The sequence below is a fragment of the Paraburkholderia sediminicola genome (assembly GCF_902859805.1).
Classification (GTDB): domain Bacteria; phylum Pseudomonadota; class Gammaproteobacteria; order Burkholderiales; family Burkholderiaceae; genus Paraburkholderia; species Paraburkholderia sediminicola.
The window spans coordinates 434,018-452,857 of sequence record NZ_CADIKC010000008.1; the positions used below are offsets into that span (position 1 = coordinate 434,018).

The following is an 18,840-nucleotide window of genomic DNA, read 5'->3' on the forward strand; positions in this document are numbered from 1 at the left end:
AAGCGCGTGGTGCGCAAACCTCATTGGAAGAATTCGTGGGCGTCCTCGCTGGCAAACGCCTCCTGCTGACCGGCTTGCTTTGCTGAGTCGGCGCTTTCGACTCAACCCGCAGGTTTCGCGAGCACAATAAAAAACCGCCCTTTCGGGGGCGGTTTTTCAACGCGTCAACTACGTCAACTGTGGCTTTTTGATGACTTAGTGCCAGCCACGATGATTGTCGTAGTGGTCACGGCCGTAATCGTAGCGGCCCGGGGGATGACGGCGATACCAGTCGTCACGCGCCCAGTAGCGACGGCCGTCCCAGTAGCGGTCGCCGTGCCAGCCGATCACGATCGCCGGGCCGCCGTAATACACGGGGGCCGGCTGATAGACGACGGGCGGCGGCGGGGGCGGCGGCGGTGCGTAGACCGGAGCCGGCGCCACGTAGACCGGCGCGGGAATGCCGATGTTGACACCAATGTTGAGCCCGCCGGCCATTGCAGCACCCGACGCAGCCAACCCGAGAACCCCGATCAGAAGTGGAACAAGACGTGCGGACTTCATTGATCACCCTTTTGAAGAATGTGTGTTGTTGGCCGAAATATAGCGCAAGGCAGCCGTCCGCGTATTTCAACTTTGTAATAACTGATGCACAACATCGCACGGGTGGCCGCCTCGTTACGTCTCGTTACATTGGACAAAGGTTTGGTGAAAAAGTGGTGGCGGCGTAATCGAGCCACCTTGTTGTTCGTCGCCCTTCCGTCGGCAAGTTGCCCTTCTTTCACCGCCCTCGCCGCTGCGGGGCAATTCTGGGCGCCGCTTTCGCACGCGCCGGGCAATCCGGTCGCCAGCTTCACGATCCGCCTTGTGGCCGAGACAATGACGGCGCACCAAAATCAGTAGGATGTCGAAGCATTCTTACGGCACGCAGCGTGCCGGATCTGGCTTCAAAGCTCACCTCTTCCATCCGCCTCAATCGCCCCCGCCTTTCCGCACGTTCGCGCCGCCCCTCCCCAGGCAATTCATATCGGATCGAGAGATAACGTGGTGTTGCGAAGCGTCGCCTCTCGCCTCGACAACCTCTCCGCCACGAGAGCCGCAGCCCAACCACGCTCATTCGCAAAGGCCACCAAAACGAACATTGAAATGTTCGAAAGAACATTTAGATAGAATTCCGACGTCACCGGTCGTCCGACCTCACCACCCTTGAAGTCAGCCAAAAAAGGCCTTATTCAATAGATATTTCAAGAAAGTCAACCACTTAACACATGGTTTTCCCTAGTACCCGACGTCGCTGCCAGTGATACGATGACTGACACTAAACGCAGATAAATGTTCGAATTCGCGCATGCCTGCCGTCCAGCGGCCAGTCAGCGAACACATTGGGTACGGAGACAGATTTTGAAAACAATCATTGGTTTGCGCTGGTGGATCATCGCGCTCGTGTGTGCCGGGACGATCGTCAACTATCTGTCGCGCAACGCCCTCGGTGTGATGGCGCCTCAGTTGACGCAGCTGTTGCACATGAGCACCAAGCAGTACTCGTACGTAGTCGGTGCGTTCCAGGTCGGCTATACGATCATGCAGCCGGTGTGCGGCCTGATCATCGACCTGATCGGCCTGAGGCTCGGCTTTGCGCTGTTCGCCTGCCTCTGGTCGCTAACCGGCGTGCTGCACGGTTTCGCGACCGGCTGGCTATCGCTCGCGGCCTTGCGCGGACTCATGGGGTTGACGGAGGCCGTCGCCATTCCGGCAGGCATGAAGGTGGTCGCCGAATGGTTTCCCAATCGCGAGAAATCCGTGGCGGTGGGCTACTTCAATGCGGGCACCTCGCTCGGTTCGCTGCTCGCCCCGCCGCTCGTCGTCTTCCTGTCGCTGAGATATGGCTGGCAAAGCGCGTTTGCAGTGACCGGTGCGCTCGGCTTCGTGTGGGCTGCCGCCTGGTATGTGCTGTATCGCTCGCCGGCCGATCACGCGCGCATCAGCGCGGCCGAGCGCGAGACGATCGTCAGCGGACAAACGCCGGGCGCGCCGCAACGGCGCAGCATCCGCGAAGTCCTCCGCACGCGCCGCTTCTGGGCGATCGCACAAGCGCGCTTCTTCGCGGAACCGGCGTGGCAAACGTTCAGCTTCTGGATTCCCCTTTACCTCGCGACGCAACGCCACATGGATCTGAAGCAGATCGCGCTGTTTGCGTGGCTGCCGTTTCTTGCCGCCGACCTCGGCGGTCTGTTCGGCGGCTACCTGTCGCCGTTCCTGATGAAGCATTTGCGCATCCCGCTGATCGGCTCGCGCATCGCAGGTGTCGTGCTCGGCGCCTTCATGATGATCGGACCAGCCTGCATCGGCCTCGTCGCCTCGCCCTATCAGGCAATCGCGCTCTTCTGCGTGGGCGGCTTTGCTCATCAGATGATCTCGGCGCTCGTCAACACCTTGGCAGCCGACGTCTTCGACCCCAGCGAAGTCGGCACCGTCGCCGGATTTGCAGGAATGTCCGCGTGGATCGGCGGCCTGGGCTTTTCGCTGCTGGTCGGCGCGCTCGCCGATACGATCGGCTACACGCCGCTCTTCGGCGCCCTCGGCGCGTTCGATCTCATCGGCGCCACGCTGCTGATCATTCTGATGCGCGGCGTCAAACGCGACGTGCGTCCGCACCAAGTCGACAACAACGCCAGCCCTGCTGCGTGATCTCACTCGAAGACCCATCATGCGTTCACTGACGAATCTGAAGCACCCGCCGCGTTTTTCGCTGTCGTCCCATACCGGCAGCCACATCGTTCTCGCCGCGCAGGACAACTGCCGGATCGAACTGTTCGTTCTCGCCGACGACATCATCCGCGTACTCGTGCTGCCGGACGGCGAAACGCACGGACCCCGGACCTGGTCGCTCGCGCCGGGCGCTGACGACGTTGCGCTCGAAGGCCGCGATCGCCGTGACATGAGCGGATTCACCCCGCCGCCGTTCGCGCTTTCAAGCGACGCCGGGCACGTTGTGATCGAAACGGCGCGCATCCGTTTAACGGTCACGCTGGAAGGCGGATTCTGTGCGTGGGACATCCTGCACGATTCGACGTGGCATCGCGTGATGAGCGATCGGAAGACGCAGGCGTATAACTTCGGCTGGTGGGGCGAGCGCGTGTACCACTACATCGAGCGCCGCCAGGACGAAATGTACGTGGGCCTGGGCGAGCGCGCCGGTTCGCTGGATCGCGCGGACCAGTCGTATGAAATGCGCAATATCGACGCGATGGGTTATAGCGCACGCACGACCGATCCGCTCTACAAGCACATCCCCTTCTACGTGACGTGGCAGCCAGAAAGCGCCACAGGATTCGGCCTGTTCTACGACACGCTCGCCGACTGCCGCTTCGATATGGGCCGCGAGCTCGACAACTATCACGGCCACTACCGGCACTTTGTCGCCGAGCATGGCGATCTCGACTATTACTTCATCGCATCGGCGGGCACGCCCTTGCATGCGGTGCGCCGCTTTACGTGGCTGACCGGGCGTCCGGCCTGGATGCCGAAATGGGGACTCGGCTACTCCGGTTCGACGATGAGCTATACCGACGCACCCGACGCGCAGCAGCGCATGGGCGAATTCATCGAACGATGCAGCGAGCACGACGTGCTGTGCGATTCGTTCCATCTGTCGTCGGGCTATACCTCGATCGGTCCGAAGCGCTACGTGTTCAACTGGAACCACGAGAAGTTTCCGGACATCGACGGCTTCGTGCGAGGTTATCTCGAGCACGGCGTGCGTCTGTGCGCGAACATCAAGCCGTGCCTGTTGCAGGACCATCCGGCCTTCGACGAAGTGGCGCGCGCCGGCCTGCTGATCGCGTCGAGTGACGGCGACCCGGCGTGGGTGCAGTTCTGGGACGAAGTCGGCGCCTATCTGGACTTCACGAATCCCGCCACCATCGACTGGTGGAAAGCGCGCGTGAAAGACAGCCTGTTGCAACACGGTATCGCCGCGACCTGGAACGACAACAACGAATTCGAAATCTGGTCGCCCGACGCAATTGCCCAGGGCTTCGGCCAACCGTATCCCGCGCGCGAGGCGAAGGTGCTGCAAACGCAATTGATGATGCGATCGTCGCACGACGCACAGCGCGAATACGCGCCGGACCGCCGGCCATTCCTCGTGTCCCGCTCAGGCGGCGTCGGCATGCAACGCTATGTGCAAACCTGGTCCGGCGACAACTACACCTCGTGGGAAACGCTGCGTTTCAATCTGAAGATGGGCCTCGGGCTCGCCATGTCCGGCGTGTCGAACAGCGGCCACGATATCGGCGGATTCTCGGGTCCGGCGCCCGGTCCGGAGTTGTTCGTCCGTTGGGTCGCCTTCGGCATCTTCCTGCCGCGTTTCAGCATTCATTCCTGGAATGACGACGGCACGGTCAACGAGCCGTGGATGCATCCCGAAGTCACGCAGCAGGTGGCGGATCTGATCAAACTGCGTTACCGGCTGATTCCCTACCTGTACGAGTTGCTATGGCAATCGCACAGCGCGTACGAGCCGGTACTGCGCCCCATGTTCGCGGAGTTTCCGCACGATCCACGTTGCCTCGCGGATGGCGACGACATGATGCTGGGTTCGTCGATGCTGGTTGCACCGGTGGTCGAGGCGGGCCAGTCGACACGCGACGTCTATCTGCCTGCCGGCACACGCTGGGCGTCGTACTGGAGCGGCGAGGTGTTCGAAGGCGGTCAGACGGTAACGCTGCCGGCCCCCTTCGAGCAGCCGGTGACCTTGCTGCGTGAAGGCAGCGTAATTCCGCTAAACATTGCCGAACAACATTTCGGCCGTCCCGCCGACGAACGTGCGTTCATCGCCGTGCCGCACCCCGGTGCAGGCATCGCTCGCGGCGGCTGCGTCGAAGACGATGGCGAAAGCGAAGCCTGGCGCACAGGCGCGCAAGGCCGCTGGCACGTCACGATTACAGGCGATGCGAGCACGCTGCGCATTTCGATTACACGGGAAGGCTGGGTCCAGCAACCGCAGCAGGAAGTTCAACTGTTCGTGCCGGCAAGCGAAGTACGCACGGCCATCTGCATCGACGGCGCGCTGGTGACCGATCACATCGCCGACGGCTGGCGATGCCTGACGATTGCCATCGCCCACTAACACAGCATGCATCACCGACCTGAAGACCAACGATTCCCTATCCAATCCGGAGACCCGCTAGCCATGAACTCATTGAAGCGCGCGCGTACACGCGTACTCGTCCTCTCGTGCCTGCCATTTGCAGGCGTCGTGCTGTCAAGCGGCGCGTCGGCGCAAAGCAGCGTGACGCTGTACGGCGTCGTCGACAACGCGTTCACCTATGTCAGCAACCAGAAGGGACACTCCAACTTCTACATGAGCCAGGGCAACCTGCAGGCGAGCAAGTTCGGCCTGCTCGGTGCTGAAGACATCGGCGGCGGCACGAAGGTGATTTTCAGGCTTGAAAGCGGCTTTAACTCGCTGACCGGCGCACAAAGTAGCGCAGGCTTCATTTTCAATCGGCAAGCGTACGTCGGGCTCAACAACGACCGATACGGAACGGTGACACTCGGCCGCCAGTACACGCCCTACTTCCAGATGGTCGGCGCACTCGGGCCGACAGGCGTATTGACAGGCGCGACCGGTGCGCATCCGGGCGACCTCGACGCACTCGACACCACGCTGCGCCTCAACAATTCGGTTACCTATCTTTCGCCGAACCTCGCCGGTTTGCAATTCAGCGCGCAGTACGGCCTGGGCGGCGTACCGGGGAGCGTCGCCAACGGCAGCCAGTTCAGCGCGGCGGCTCGCTACGACTACCAGCCATTTGCGATCGCGGTGGGCTACCTGAAACTGAAAGACATCGCGACGAGCCAGGCGCTCGGCAGCTACGCAGTCAACTCGCCGGTGAACAGCGGCTATGCGACAGCACGCAGCGCGCAGTTGTTCGCCGCGGCGGCGCGCTACACCCATCAGGACCTGATGGTCGGTGTGAATTATTCGAACGTGCAATACGCACCGGGCAACAGCTCGTTCTTCACCGGCGAAGGCGTATTCAATACCTACGGCGTGATTTCCACGTACCGGATCACACCGGCCGTGACGGTCGGCGCGGGCTACAGCTACACGCAGGCGAGCAAAGCGAATGGCATCAGCGATCCAGCGCGCTATCAGCAGGTCTCGCTCGAGCAGACGTACAACCTCTCTGCCCGCACGACGCTATACGCACTGGAAGCGTATCAGCATGCGCGCGGCAAGACCCTGGTCGCATCGGGCAGCACGGGCACGAGTATCACTGACGCAGTGGCTGTGGTGGGCGACTCGCAGAATACGACGCCGTCGTCGGGTCCGTCGCAATTCGTCGGCATGGTGGGGTTGCGGCACGCGTTCTGAGCGGTGAAGAAAGCCTGCGCAACACGCCGCAGGCTTTCCAACACCGATGTCATGCCGCGCGCGGCGCCGCTTTCAACAGTGACCACAGCAGATAAGGTCCGCCGATCAGCGCGGCCATCAAACCCGCCGGCATCTCGTTGGGAAACAGCAGCAGGTTGCCGCACCACTGTGCGAGCACCATCAGCACTACGCCTATCGCTGCCGAGGCCAGCAGTTGTTCCCGCGCGCGGCACACCCCCAAAGATCGCGCGATATGCGGCGCCATCAAACCGACGAACGACAACGGTCCGACGATCAACGTCGAGGTAGCCGTGAGCAGCGCGGTCAGCAAGAGCACGGCAAGACGCGCAATGTCGACACGCACGCCAAGCGAGCGGCTCGTGCCTTCGCCGAGCGACAGCAGTTCCAGCCAGCGGGCCAGCAAGGGCGCAGCACCCAGACCCACCAGCGCGACCACGACCGCAACGGCTGCCGCTAACGGCTGCACGTAATAGGTCGAGCCGACGACAAAGTTCAGCAGGAGCGCAGCGCGAGCGTCGCCGCTTGCCGTCACCGTTCCGCTGACTGCCTGAAATAGCGCGCCGATGGCAACGCCGATCAACAGCAATCGCTCCGGCGCGTACATGGCGCGACGTCCGACCCACAGCAAAAATAGCAGCGTGACGATCGAGCCAGTGAGACACGACGCGAACAGCTCGAGCGGCCCTGGCGCGGCAAACAGGAACACGGCGGCAACGATGCCGAGCGCCCCACCCGAGCTCACACCGATCAGGTCGGGACTCGCAATCGGATTGCCGGTCATGCGCTGCACCAGCGTTCCCGCAAGACCAAGCATTACACCCGCAGCAATCGCGGCGGCCGTATGCGGCACGCGCCAGAATGCGAGTGCCTCCAATTGGGCGACGCTGACGATCCGCCAGCCGTCGAGCCCGCGCCCGATCACCATCGACAGCACGACAGCGAGCGCGGCGAGCAAGCCCAATCCCGCGATCAATCGCAGCGGCCGCTTGTGTCTGATCAGTGCGACGCTGTCACGCACGTCCGACCTCAAATCGGGGCGCGACTTGAGTTGCCGCAGCAGCCACAACAGCATCGGTGCGCCGATTAGCGACGTGACGGCGCCCGTCGGAATGAGTTGTGATCCAAATACGCCGCTGATGGCCACGGCCTGAACCATCGCGTCTGTCAGCCACAGCAGTGCGGCGCCGAGCACAGGCGCCCAGAACAGACGCTGCTGGAAGCGCCGCGCGCCGGCGAGCCGTGCCAGTGTCGGCGCGGCGAGGCCGATGAAACCGATCACGCCGACCGCGCTGACGACACACGCCGTCAACGCAACCGCGAGACCCAGCGCCGCGAAACGCGTGCGCATCAACGAGACGCCCAGGCCACGCGCCGTGCTTTCGCCGGCTTCGAAAAGGCTCAGCGGACGGCGCAGCAGGAAAACCGCCGCACCCGCGGCCACTAATCGCGCGAACAGCGCGGCGCTAGCGTGCCAGCCTTGCTGGTCCAGTGCGCCGCCGCCCCAGATCATGAGTCCCGCCAACAACTGGAAGTGCGAGATCGCGAGCGCAAGCGTCAACGAGCCGCAATAGAAACTGACGATCATGCCGGACAGGATCACCGCCAGCGACGCGAGTCGTTGCCGCCATGCCAGGGCGAACACCAGCAACATCGCCAGCGCCGCGCCTATGAGCGCGATGAGCTCGCGCTGTGCGGCGATCCATGCCGGCGCCCAGAGCGTCGCGATCGTGAGCGCCAGATAGGCGCCGGGAAAGATACCGAGCGTCATGGGCTCGGCAAGCGGATTGCGCAGCACCTGTTGCGCAATCGCACCCGCGAGCGCAAGCGCGGCGCCGCAGATCAAGGTCATCGCGATGCGCGGCAACGCGCTGTCGTGCACGATCAGTTGACGAAGGTTGCCGGGTTCGGGTGCCATGATCGCGGACCAGAGGCTGGCGCCGGCAAGCTGCGTTCGCAGGACCCAGAGCGTCAGCGCGATGGCCGCGAGGACGACGAGCGCGGTCACCGGCAGGAGAATGCTGCGCGGCGCCGCAAGCGACGGCTGGCCGATTCGCGTATCCAGCGCATCGGGGCGGCCATTTTGCTGGCCTGAGGGAGGCACGTGTTTAGATGACATGACTGCTTTGCATGGCGTTGGCGACAGCGCGAGCAAAACGCTGGACAGAGATCAACGCGCCCGTCGCCGAGATGACCGGTAAGGTCGCCGTTCTACCGGCTTGCGAGAACGGCAACTGCCGCCACACCGGATTACGTTGCAGGCCGGCCAGATTGCCGGGCGCCCCCGAACCGATCCAAAGGATGCGCGCGTCGGGCGCCGCCGCGAGACGGTCCAGTTCGACGATGTACGCGGATCCGCCCAGGCCGGCCCCGTTGCTACCGCGTTCCAGCGCGGTCACCGCGGCGTTACGAAGACCCAGTGTCTGCAGGATTTCGTCGAACATGCTGCCGGTGCCGAATACGCGCAGGTGCCGATCGTCGACGAGCTGCGCGACATAGACGGCCGGATAGCCGCCCGTGGGCGTCGCCGCATCGAGCGTCGCACGCGACTGCGCGAGCACGCCGGTCGTCGCATTCAACAGCGCTTCGGCCTTCGCTTCGACGCCGAGGTGCCGCGCAAGCGTCATCGCTTCGCCGCGCATCGCACGGTACGGTTGCGGGTCCATCGTGTAAGCGCCGAGTGTCAACGTCGGTGCGATCCGTTCGAACGAAGCCCGCACGCTTGCGTGCGCGGGCGTGATCACCAGCAGATCGGGCCGGAGTTCGTAAAGCAGATCGTAGTTCGGCTGGAACAGCAGTCCCACATCGACAACACCAGGAGGCAGCGGCGGTTCGACAACGCTGCTGACGTACCACGCGGGCGCCGGCACGCCGACGGGCGTCACGCCCAGCGAAAGCAGCATTTCGGTCAGATCCCAGTTCAGCACGATGATCCGCCGCGACGCGCGGTTTGCAGCGTCTGGCGTGGCGCCGTGCGCGGCAGCCGTCATCCCCAGCGCGGCGGCCACCATCGCCCGCAGGTACAGGCGGCGTTTCTCCGACACGGGCGCGATCAAGCCATCGACGCTCATTGCGGAATGCCCACAACCCGGCCGCTGGGATCCTGCAGCACATTCATCGGCACACCGTAAATGGCCTGCAGATTCGGCCCGGTCATGATGTCGCCCGGCGTGCCCTGCATCAGGATGCGTCCATGACGCAGCGCGACGATGTGGTCGCAAAAGCGCGCGGCCATGTTGATATCGTGCAAAACGACAACGGCCGCGATGCTGCGTTGCGCACAAAGCGTGCGCACCAGATCCAGCACCTCGACCTGATGGGCAATGTCCAGCGCGGACGTCGGTTCGTCGAGCAGCAGACAGCGGCTGTCCTGCGCGATCAGCATGGCCAGCCACACCCTTTGCCGTTCGCCTCCGGACAGGCTGTCCACGAGACGGTCCGCGTAATGCGTGACGTCCGTCATCTGCATGGCTTGTTCGACCTGGCTGCGATCGTCGTCGCCAAATATGCCGAGACTGCCGTGCCACGGGTATCGGCCGAGCGCGACGAGTTCGCGCACCAGCAGGCCATCCGTAGACGGGGTGTATTGCGGCAAGTGGGCAACACGCTGCGCGAATTCGCGCGGTTTCCACGACGCAATCGGTTTGCCGTCGAAACGGATCGAGCCCGCCCCCTGCACATGATGGCGCGCGAGCAGACGCATCAAACTCGTCTTTCCCGATCCGTTGTGACCGATGAGACCTGTCACGCACTCGCGCGAAATCGACAGATCGATGTCATCCAGCAAACGCGTGCCGCCGATGTCGAACCGGACCTGGTCAAGTTCGAAAAGTGGCGGCACGGAGGCGGATTCGGTAGCGGACAAACTGGTATTGACCATGGAATTCTGGCTATACCCGCGGCCGGCGGCCGCGGGAATGAAAGTAGGCAGTTCAGGCGCGCGCCGGAGCACGTGCGGGCAGCGGGCCGGCGGCATGGGCGTGAAAAGGATCGGCAGGCTGTGCACCGCCCGCGCCCTCTTCGACCACCTGGCCAAAATCGAGCTTGATATAGCGGTCCGCGAGATGGAAATAGCGGTCGTCGTGCGTGATGACCACCACCGTCTTGCCTTTCGCCTTCAGCTCCGGCAAGAGCCGTCGATAGAACACGTCCTTGAAGAGCGGGTCCTGATCCGCGGCCCATTCGTCGAACAGATAGAACGGCCGGTCCTCGAGATACGACACGAGTAGCGCGAGACGTTTGCGCTGGCCTTGCGACAGTTCGAGCGTCGAGAACGCGCCGTTCTCGATCTTGACCTTGTGGGCGAGCTGCAGATCTTCAAGCAGCGCATGCGCGGCCGCATCGACGTTATCGAGCCGGATGCCGAGTAGCGTGTCGAACAGAAAGAAGTCGCTGAAGACGACAGAAAAGTGCTGCCGGTAGGCGTCGCGCTGCGCTTCGTCGACTTCCTTGCCATTGAGCAGAATCCGCCCGCTTTCCGGCGTGTAGAGCCCGACGAGCATCTTCGCCAGCGTCGTCTTGCCGCTGCCGTTGCCGCCGATCAGATAGACGAGCTCGCCGGGACGGAAGCTCAGATTGACTGGCCCCAGCGTAAACACGTCGTTCTCCTTTTCGCGGAAGTACCGGTGTGTGACGCCTTCGAGCACGATGCTCCCGAACGCCGTGGCTTGCGGCGCGGCCACCGTTTGCTCGATGGGCAACTCCGCGTTCACCTGCTCGACACGTTCGAGCGCCACGCGCGCCGTGCTGAGATTCGGAATCGCGGAAAGCAGGCCCTCGATCGGCATGATCATGTACAGGAAAATCATCGCGTAACCGGACATCACATGCGGCGTGACGGGCAGATAACGCGTCAGAACGAACAGCACACAGCCAATGAACGCAAAGAAGATGAAACTGCCCCAACTCGCCGCGGCCGCATAGAGCACATAGCCGCGAGTGCGCTGTACGCGCACGGCCTCGACATTGGTCGCCAGCGTCTCGTCGATGAACTCGCGCATGCGCGCGCGATGCAGCTTCAGTTCCTTGGCGCCATCGAACAGCGCACGGAAATGACGCACCAGCGCATCTTCCCGGCGACGCGAACTGCGCAGATGGAACATGCCGCGCGTGTTCGCCACATGAAAACCCGCTGAACCGATCAGCACCGTGACGGCGGCGAATACCAGAACCTGCCACGACAGCAAACCAAGATAAACGAGGCAGCCTGCAATCACCGCACCGTTCATCACGAGCCCGGGCAGACCGACGAACAGCACGACGATGGCGTCCAGATCCTGCGTCAGCACGCCCAGCGAACGCGCCGATCCCTGACGTTCGACGGAGGCAAAGGGCGCGGCCGAAATGCGATTGATGGTCTTCATGCGCAGACTCGCCTTGGCGTTCTGCCCGAGACTCATGAAGAGCGTCTGCGAAGCGGTCCGCGTGATGAGCACGACGACACCGATCATGAGAAAGCGCAAACCGAGTTCGATCAGCTGTTCGCGCGAGGCAGAGAGCGCCTGGTTGATGAGCGCGACCATCGCTGCGTTTCCGAACCCGCTGACAAGGCTCATACCGATTGCCAGCAACAGGCGCTGACGTGAACCCTTAACCAGAAACCAGAGAGTGTGCATAGAGATCGAGTGGAGTCTTTTCGTGAGACGTGGTCAGTCTTGTGGCGCGGGAACAGTCAGCGTGACACGCTGCGATCTGTTTTCTTCGCGTTCGACATCGGCTTGATCGAACGGCGCGTTCCGCCATGTTTTGCGTGCGTAGTCGAGCGTGCCTTCAGCGCTCGCGGGCGATGCGGGATCGTCGGATTCCGAAGGGGCGAGCAAGGTCCTGGCGATCACACGCGAATTCGGCCCGAAGCTGACGATCTGCATATAGCTGTTGCCGATTGCCGCGCCATCCATCAAGGCAGAATCGCTTTTACCCGCCCCCACGTGCTCAATCGGACAGGCCGACACGAAGTAACCGCTTTCGCTGCAGCCGCCAAACAGAGCAATGCGTTTGCCGTTACGCGAGGTGTAGAGCGCCGCGCCGGTCGGCGCATCGACGGCGAGGCCCGCGCGTTGCAACGCCAGCACCGCAGCGCCCAACGCCTGTGCGACGCGCGGATCGTCCGCACGCAGATGGTCAGGCGTCGATAGCGGCGCGGACATCGAAAACGGCACGGCGTAGCGCTGATCGACCGGGATCGCCTCGATACGCGACCAGAACGCCTCCCACAGCACCGCACCGTGCGAGTCCGTTTCTGCATTCATGGGCCAGGCTCGCAGTGTCTTGCACGCAGCGGCCAGATGGACCGTCTGCGGCGCGGCCGGCGCTGCGCCGCCGGATCGATCCTTGTCGAGCTGCACCACGGGGTCCGGGCCCACGCATACGCTTTGCAAAACCTGCGGCAAAAAACGTTCAGCGGTCATCGTACGGGTATCGAGCACGCGTGTGCCCAACGCCGAGAGCGTGCGCTGGCCGGCTGGCAACGCCATCCATGAACGGGCAATCTCGTGTCCGAGTTGCGCGCGCAGCGACAGCGCCGCGTTGGGGTCGCCCACCACACGCGGAAAACCGGAAAGCGGCTGCTGCGGATTGGCGAGACCGTAGCTGTTGTTCATGTTCGCCACGTAGTCGGTGCGCAGCAACGAGGGCATGTCGTCAACCGGCAACGCGCCCGCGCGAACCGAGCCCTTGCTCATCGGCCACTGGCAAGCCGAGCGCGAACCGTCGAGAAAAGGCACGCCCGGCATTTTGGCGTCGAACGCCGCGCCGAGCGGTTTCGCCGTGCAGGTCGCGGCGAACGCGTCGTCGACGTTGGGCATCGAGCCGATATCGGCGAACCACACGCGCGGATCGTCGCGGCCGATCGCCACCGTGTTGACCCACGGCGTCGCGGCGAGGCGCTTTTGCGTGGCGATGAAGTCATCGAGCGACGACGCCTGCCCCCAGCGAAGAAAGTTTTCGAAGATCGCGTAGTTGTCCGCGTTCGAATCGCGAACCGCGAACGCTTGCGTTCCGTTCCAGGCGAGCGCCGGCGACATGGCGTGCAGATCGACCACCGGACCGAAGCGTGAGCGATAGAACGTACGCGTGACGGGCTTCGATGTGCCGTCGGCCTGCTTTACCTCGACGGTGATCTGCTGCTGCGTCATCGGCTCTTCACGTCCATCGATCTGATAGACCGTCGGCTTGCCGGGCACGAGCGACAACTGGAATAACCCAAACCGGCGGGCGCTGGACACCGTATGCGTCCAGGCCACATTGCGGTTGTAGCCGATCATCACGACGGGCACGCCCAGAAAAGAAACGCCGCTCACGTCGAGCTGGCCCGGCAGCGTGAGCTGCGCCTGATAGAAGCGGTCCGGCCCTTGCCAGAACCAGTGAGGATTGCCGAACAGCACGCTTTGCCCGCTGCCCGTCACATTCGCACCGAAAGCGAGCGCATTGCTGCCGGCATCGCGTACGCCGCCCGCCTGCAGATAGGTGTTGCCGAGTTCGTCGCCGACGCTCGCAACACGTTGCGGCACCGCCTGTCCGAGCTGCACGGCGGGCGGATGAGCGTCGGCGAGCGCCTCGATGAAGCCCGTGTAGCCGCCCACGAAATTCGCGGCGGCAAGACGCCGATAGATGTCGGTCTCGGTGATATCGCGCACCCAGCGCTCATTCCGGCACGCAGCATGGGCTCGCGTGTCCGGTGCTGCGCGCAGCGTCGCCAGATAGCGGTTGTAGCCTTGCGCGAAACCCGCGATCAGTTGCCGCACGTTATCCGGCTGATGGGCGCGGTAGGCATCGGTCTGCTCGCGTCCGTCGAGCAGGCGGAAGAAGAAATCCGCATCGATATTGCGTGGCGAACCGAAAGTCGCGCGCGTCGGCGGCTTCGCGTCCGCACCGAAAAACGCCGAACGCTCGCCGCGATACGTGACGAACGCATCGGCGAGCGTGCAGAGATTGTCCTGCGCCTGCGCATAACCGTAGCCATACCCAAGCGCGGTCCAGGACTGTGCTTCGATGTGCGGTACGCCATCGGCCGTTCGACGGATCACGACCTGCGCGCCTGCTTCGTCAGAAACCGACACGCGAGGCGGCGTCGGCTTCTGCGCGAGGCAGCCGGCAAGCACCGCCGGGAGCAACGCCGTGCACATCATCCGCCGAAGAATCTGACGGGACCGCGCGGGCATTTTCCTGACGGCATCCAGCCGCGCCGCGCCGGGGCGAAATGCCCCGGTGATCTGCAATTTAAGTCTTACCATTGATACCTGACTGTTCCAAGGACTGAGCGATCCGCGCCGTAGTAGCACTGCGTTGCGCTGTTGCAATAAGCGATGTATTCGCGGTTGAACAGGTTGTTCGCATTGATCGCGAAACGCCAGTTGCGCATGTCGTAATGCACCACCGCGTCGACGAGGAAGCGGCTCGGTACCTTGAAGGTATTGGCCGCGTCTCCATACGAAGAACCGACGTAGCGTGCGCCGGCACCAAACCCGAGGCCACGCAGGTTGCCGCCATGCAACGTGTAGTCGAGCCACAACGATGCCATATTGGTCGGACTGCCGTTCGCCGGGGCCTTGCCGAGCGATTCATCGTCTGCCGCCGCGGAGGTGACCCGCTGGTTCAGGAAGGCATACGAAGCGATGATGTTCAGGCTGTCGGTGAGGCTGACGCGCGCTTCAGCTTCGAAACCGCGCGAACGGATCTCGCCAGTCTGGACCGTGTAGCCCGGATGCGCATCATCATTCGTTTCGACGTTCGTCTGACGCAGGTCGAACGCCGCGATCGTGAACAGCGCGTTGTAACCCTTCGGCTGGTACTTCACGCCCACTTCATACTGTTTGCCGCGCGTCGGCTGGAACGGCGTGCCGTCGAACGTCGCGCCTGCGTACGGCTGGAACGATTTCGCGAAGCTCGCGTACGGCGCGATCCCCGAGTCGAACTCATAGCTCAGACCCGCGCGCCACGTGAACGCGTGCTGCTGGTTATCCGACGCAACGCCGTCGGTCGTGTTCGAATTGCGCGCCCAATCCTGGCGGGCGCCGATCGTCAACGTCCATTTCCTGTAGCGCAGTTGATCCTGCGCGTAGAGACCGTATTGCGTCTGCGCGATGTATTGCTTCGTGGTATCCGCCACGTAGGCGACATCGCTGTAGTCCGGGTCGAAGATATCGATCGTGCCAGTCGAATAACCGCGGCTGATGCGGTTCATCACGCGCTGCACGTCAAAGCCGAACAGCACCGTGTGATTGATCGCACCGGTGTCGAATTTGGCTTCGGCCTGCGTATCGACCGTGAAATTCGTCAGATGCTCGTCGTTGTTGTTGGTGTAGAGACCTGCCGTGCGCTGATCGTCGGCGAGCGAGCCGAATACCGAGTTCTGGTAATACTGGATGTCCTGATGCAGATAGCGGACGTTCTGACGCACCTTCCACGTATCGTTGAACGCATGCTCGAACAGATAGCCGATCGAGAACTGCTGGCGCTTGAAGCGATCAGTGTCCGGATTGCCAAGATAGTCGTGCGACGAGATGTGGCCGTTGACGTTCGGCAGGATCGTGCCCGCCGCCGGAACCGGATTGAACAGGCCGCCCTGCGGGTCGTACTGGTAGCTGCCGAGCACCGTGAAGCTCGTGTCCTTGTCAGGCTTGAACGTGACCGACGGCGCAATCGCTATACGCTGCTCCTTGACGTGGTCGGTTTGCGTGTCGGCATCGCGTACGAGGCCCGTCACGCGATACAGAATCGTGCCGTTCTGGTCGACCGGGCCGCTCAGATCGAACATGCCCTGATAGCGGTTGTAGTTACCGACCTGGACCTGCACCTCGTGGAAGGGATAGTCCGTCGGCAACTTGCTGGTCATCAGCAAGGCGCCGCCAGGGCTCGCCTGGCCATACAGCACCGAGATAGGACCGCGTACGACATCGATGCGCTCGAGAAAGTACGGGTCGATCCGCGGCGCCGCATACCAGGTGGTGCGCATCAGGCGCATGCCGTCAAGATATGAATCGTTGTCCAGATCGAAACCGCGCGATGTGATCTGCTCGAAACGGGTGTCGTTGTCCTGCGACGTGACGCCGGGCACGTAGCGAATCGCGGCATCGATCGTCTGGGCGGCCTGCTCGTCCATCTGATCGCGCGTCACCACCGAAATAGACTGCGGCGTCTCGATCAGCGGCGTGCTCGTCTTCGCTCCAGCAACGCTACGCTTCGCGACATAGCCGACTGTTTCGTTATCGTTCCCCGCGGGCGCGGACACGACGACAGCCGGCAAAGTATTCGAGCTTGCCGCATCGCCGGCTGTGCCACTCGCCCCCGCGGCGGACTCCGCTGTGGTCTGCGCATGAGCCGCCGCGCCAACTACCATCCATACCACGGCGATCGCCCAATACATCCGCGTCATCCGATTCGTTCCCCGATCGCACATCTCCAGAACCCTTTCAGTGTGTTTAAGTTGGTGAATAATACTAATACAAATGAGAATCGTTCTTATTTTAGTTCGCAACTATTTGCTAAAGCGCAGGAGACGTGGAATGATAACGACGGTGGTAGCACGCTGTCTTGCCATCGAATGTCGCGAAACGGACATTTTTTGGCAGTCTGGAATCAGGGAAATCTATGGATCCGATCTGGAGAGAGCAATTCGGTTTTGAATATCGCCGGCAGCCGCGCCCTGTCATGGCGCGCGGCTCGAAGTATCCGAACGGCCATCGCGAGATCTGGCATTCGCACGAGCAGGCGCAGTTGTTCTATGCAATGGAAGGCGCCGTACGGGTTCTGACGCCGATGGGCAGCTGGATGCTGCCGCCCATGCGCGCCATCTGGCTGCCGCCCGGCGTCGATCACGAGTTGCACGCGATTGGCGAGGTCAATTCCTATAGCGTGTACCTGGAACCGGATGCGGCGCCCTGGCTGTGGCCGGCGTGTCGCGTCGTGCTGGTTACGTCGCTGATGCACGAGCTCACCATCGCCCTTGCGCAACAGCCGCATGACTACGGCCCGGATAGCCTGGGTGCGCACATCGCCCCGCTGCTGCTTGCGGTCTTGCGCGGTGCTGAGGCGACGCTGCAAGGCGGCCTGCCGCTGCCGAGCGACCGCAGATTGAGAGCGATCTGCAGCGCGTTGCTGATGGCGCCCGCGAACGACGACACGCTCGACGAATGGAGTGCGACGGTCGGCGCAAGCGCTCGCACGCTTGCACGACTGTTTCGCCAGGAGACGGGTTTGACCTTCGGACAGTGGCGGCAGCAGTTGCGCCTTGTCGAAGCGATGGCGAGGCTGGCCGTCGGCGACCCGGTTTCGAAGGTCGCCGACGAACTCGGCTATCAGAGCAGCAGCAGCTTCATTGCGATGTTCCGCCGGGAGATTGGTGAAACGCCGAATCGCCTGTTGCGGCGCACCTGAATCGCCTGCGCCGATTCATCGGCCCAGGGCGAGCGTTCGGCGTTTTTTGTCGCGCTAGCGGCGTGATTCGAACCAGTTGCGGAGGTCGTCGTGCAGCACGGTCTGCCGCAGAATATTCGAATGCGATGCCTCCACCAGCGTCTCGCGATAGCCGCCCGCCGTGTGATGCGCCCAGTCGAGTCGACGCTCCGGACCTTCCTCGCTTTGCGACGCGCGCCACATCGTGATCGGCGACGCAATGTGCGGCAACGTGTGAGCGCGGATCAGGTCGACGTGATGCGCATCGACACGCATCGCGAGTTGCAGCGCGCGATCGAAACCACCGGCTGCCGCAGCCGGTGCATCGCTCTCGGCGGACTGTCCGGTATGGACTCCGCTGCGTGCCCCTCGCGTCGACGACGGCAACGTGAAGTGAGAGGCCGTGTCGCCGAGACCGACGAGATCGGCCGACTCACCTAGCGATTCGAGATACGCCGCCATCGCGACGGCGACACGTCCGCCGAACGACCACCCCAGCATTCGATACGGCCCTTGCGGCTGAACCGCGCGCATACGCTCGACGTAATTGGCGGCGAGCGCCTCGAAGCTCGGCGCGGTCCACTCGCTGTCGGAAAACATCGGCGACTGGATTGCATAGACGGTCGCCACGCCGTTCAGTGTTTGCGCGAGGTGGCAATACTCGGCAACGAGTCCGTACCCAGGATGGATACAGAACAGCCGCGCCGGCGCACGCAGACTGTTAAGCGCGAGCATGCCTGCGGGCAAGGGCACGCCATCCTGGGCCGTGCGTTTCGTGCGGGCTGCGTGTATCGCCGACTCGGCGTTCAGGCGCTGCGCCCAGATGCCTGACTCGTCGTCATTGCTGGCGGGGTAGCGGGTTGAGAAGAGCGCCGACGCGGCGTGCGCGGTTGAGTCATTTGCGTTCGGCAGATGTTCATGCGTGCGGGCTGCGTCGATCATGTTTTGCAGCTGCTGCGTGAAGCTGGTTGCGCATGTTTCGACTTCCTCCTGTGTGAGCCGGTTCGTGCGGTAGCGCCAGCTCACCTGCAGTTCACCGTCGGCTACCAGTGCGTCGAGCTGTAGCGCTT

General features: G+C 63.0%; 13 protein-coding genes. 5 read left to right on the forward strand and 8 right to left on the reverse strand.

All coding sequences use genetic code 11. The features are described from left to right. Window positions 1-195: 195 nt before the first annotated feature. Window positions 196-543 (reverse strand): hypothetical protein, encoded by a 348-nt coding sequence (locus tag R8871_RS27110; RefSeq protein WP_093633381.1) that lies wholly within the window; start codon window positions 541-543, stop codon window positions 196-198. 84 nt (window positions 544-627) lie between these two features. Here R8871_RS27110 and R8871_RS27115 point away from each other — a divergent pair, with 84 nt between their 5' ends. From R8871_RS27115 to R8871_RS27130, 4 genes are all read left to right on the forward strand, one after another. Continuing rightward, complete coding sequence (locus R8871_RS27115; RefSeq protein WP_175053206.1) at window positions 628-882, forward strand: hypothetical protein; 255 nt, start codon at window positions 628-630, stop codon at window positions 880-882. Between the two features lie 498 nt (window positions 883-1,380). Continuing rightward, the gene (locus R8871_RS27120) at window positions 1,381-2,667 is read left to right on the forward strand and encodes an MFS transporter (RefSeq protein ID WP_175053207.1); all 1,287 of its coding nucleotides are present in this window, start codon (window positions 1,381-1,383) and stop codon (window positions 2,665-2,667) included. Window positions 2,668-2,686: 19 nt separating this feature from the next. Beyond that, window positions 2,687-5,110, forward strand: a complete 2,424-nt coding sequence (locus R8871_RS27125; RefSeq protein WP_175053208.1) for a glycoside hydrolase family 31 protein — start codon at window positions 2,687-2,689, stop codon at window positions 5,108-5,110. 63 nt (window positions 5,111-5,173) lie between these two features. Beyond that, the gene (locus tag R8871_RS27130; RefSeq protein WP_175053209.1) at window positions 5,174-6,361 is read left to right on the forward strand and encodes a porin; all 1,188 of its coding nucleotides are present in this window, start codon (window positions 5,174-5,176) and stop codon (window positions 6,359-6,361) included. Window positions 6,362-6,410: 49 nt separating this feature from the next. Here the strand turns inward: R8871_RS27130 and fhuB are convergent, their stop codons facing one another. The 6 genes from fhuB to R8871_RS27160 form a co-directional block, all read right to left on the reverse strand. Beyond that, window positions 6,411-8,498: a Fe(3+)-hydroxamate ABC transporter permease FhuB gene (fhuB, locus tag R8871_RS27135; protein ID WP_175053210.1), complete on the reverse strand. Its 2,088-nt coding sequence runs from the start codon at window positions 8,496-8,498 to the stop codon at window positions 6,411-6,413. Beyond that, window positions 8,488-9,450, reverse strand: a complete 963-nt coding sequence (locus R8871_RS27140) for an ABC transporter substrate-binding protein (RefSeq protein WP_175053211.1) — start codon at window positions 9,448-9,450, stop codon at window positions 8,488-8,490. Before R8871_RS27140 ends, fhuB begins: the two co-directional genes overlap by 11 nt. Next, the gene (locus R8871_RS27145) at window positions 9,447-10,259 is read right to left on the reverse strand and encodes an ABC transporter ATP-binding protein (protein WP_175053212.1); all 813 of its coding nucleotides are present in this window, start codon (window positions 10,257-10,259) and stop codon (window positions 9,447-9,449) included. The genes R8871_RS27140 and R8871_RS27145 overlap by 4 nt, the downstream gene beginning before the upstream one ends. A 52-nt stretch (window positions 10,260-10,311) precedes the next feature. Continuing rightward, entirely contained in the window at window positions 10,312-11,994 is a 1,683-nt protein-coding gene (locus R8871_RS27150) for a cyclic peptide export ABC transporter (protein WP_175053213.1), read from the reverse strand. A 33-nt stretch (window positions 11,995-12,027) separates the two neighbouring features. Next, on the reverse strand, window positions 12,028-14,538 hold the full coding sequence (locus R8871_RS27155; RefSeq protein WP_456095318.1) for a penicillin acylase family protein: 2,511 nt from the start codon (window positions 14,536-14,538) through the stop codon (window positions 12,028-12,030). Window positions 14,539-14,603: 65 nt separating this feature from the next. Further along, window positions 14,604-16,751, reverse strand: coding sequence for a TonB-dependent siderophore receptor (locus R8871_RS27160; RefSeq protein ID WP_246287747.1), 2,148 nt, complete (start codon window positions 16,749-16,751; stop codon window positions 14,604-14,606). A gap of 215 nt (window positions 16,752-16,966) precedes the next feature. Here R8871_RS27160 and R8871_RS27165 point away from each other — a divergent pair, with 215 nt between their 5' ends. Continuing rightward, entirely contained in the window at window positions 16,967-17,752 is a 786-nt protein-coding gene (locus tag R8871_RS27165; RefSeq protein WP_175053215.1) for an AraC family transcriptional regulator, read from the forward strand. Between the two features lie 54 nt (window positions 17,753-17,806). On the opposite strand, the gene R8871_RS27170 is transcribed toward R8871_RS27165, so the two are convergent. Continuing rightward, window positions 17,807-18,840, reverse strand: a 1,034-nt coding sequence (locus R8871_RS27170) for a thioesterase domain-containing protein (protein ID WP_246287749.1), incomplete at its 5' end; no start/stop codon positions are given.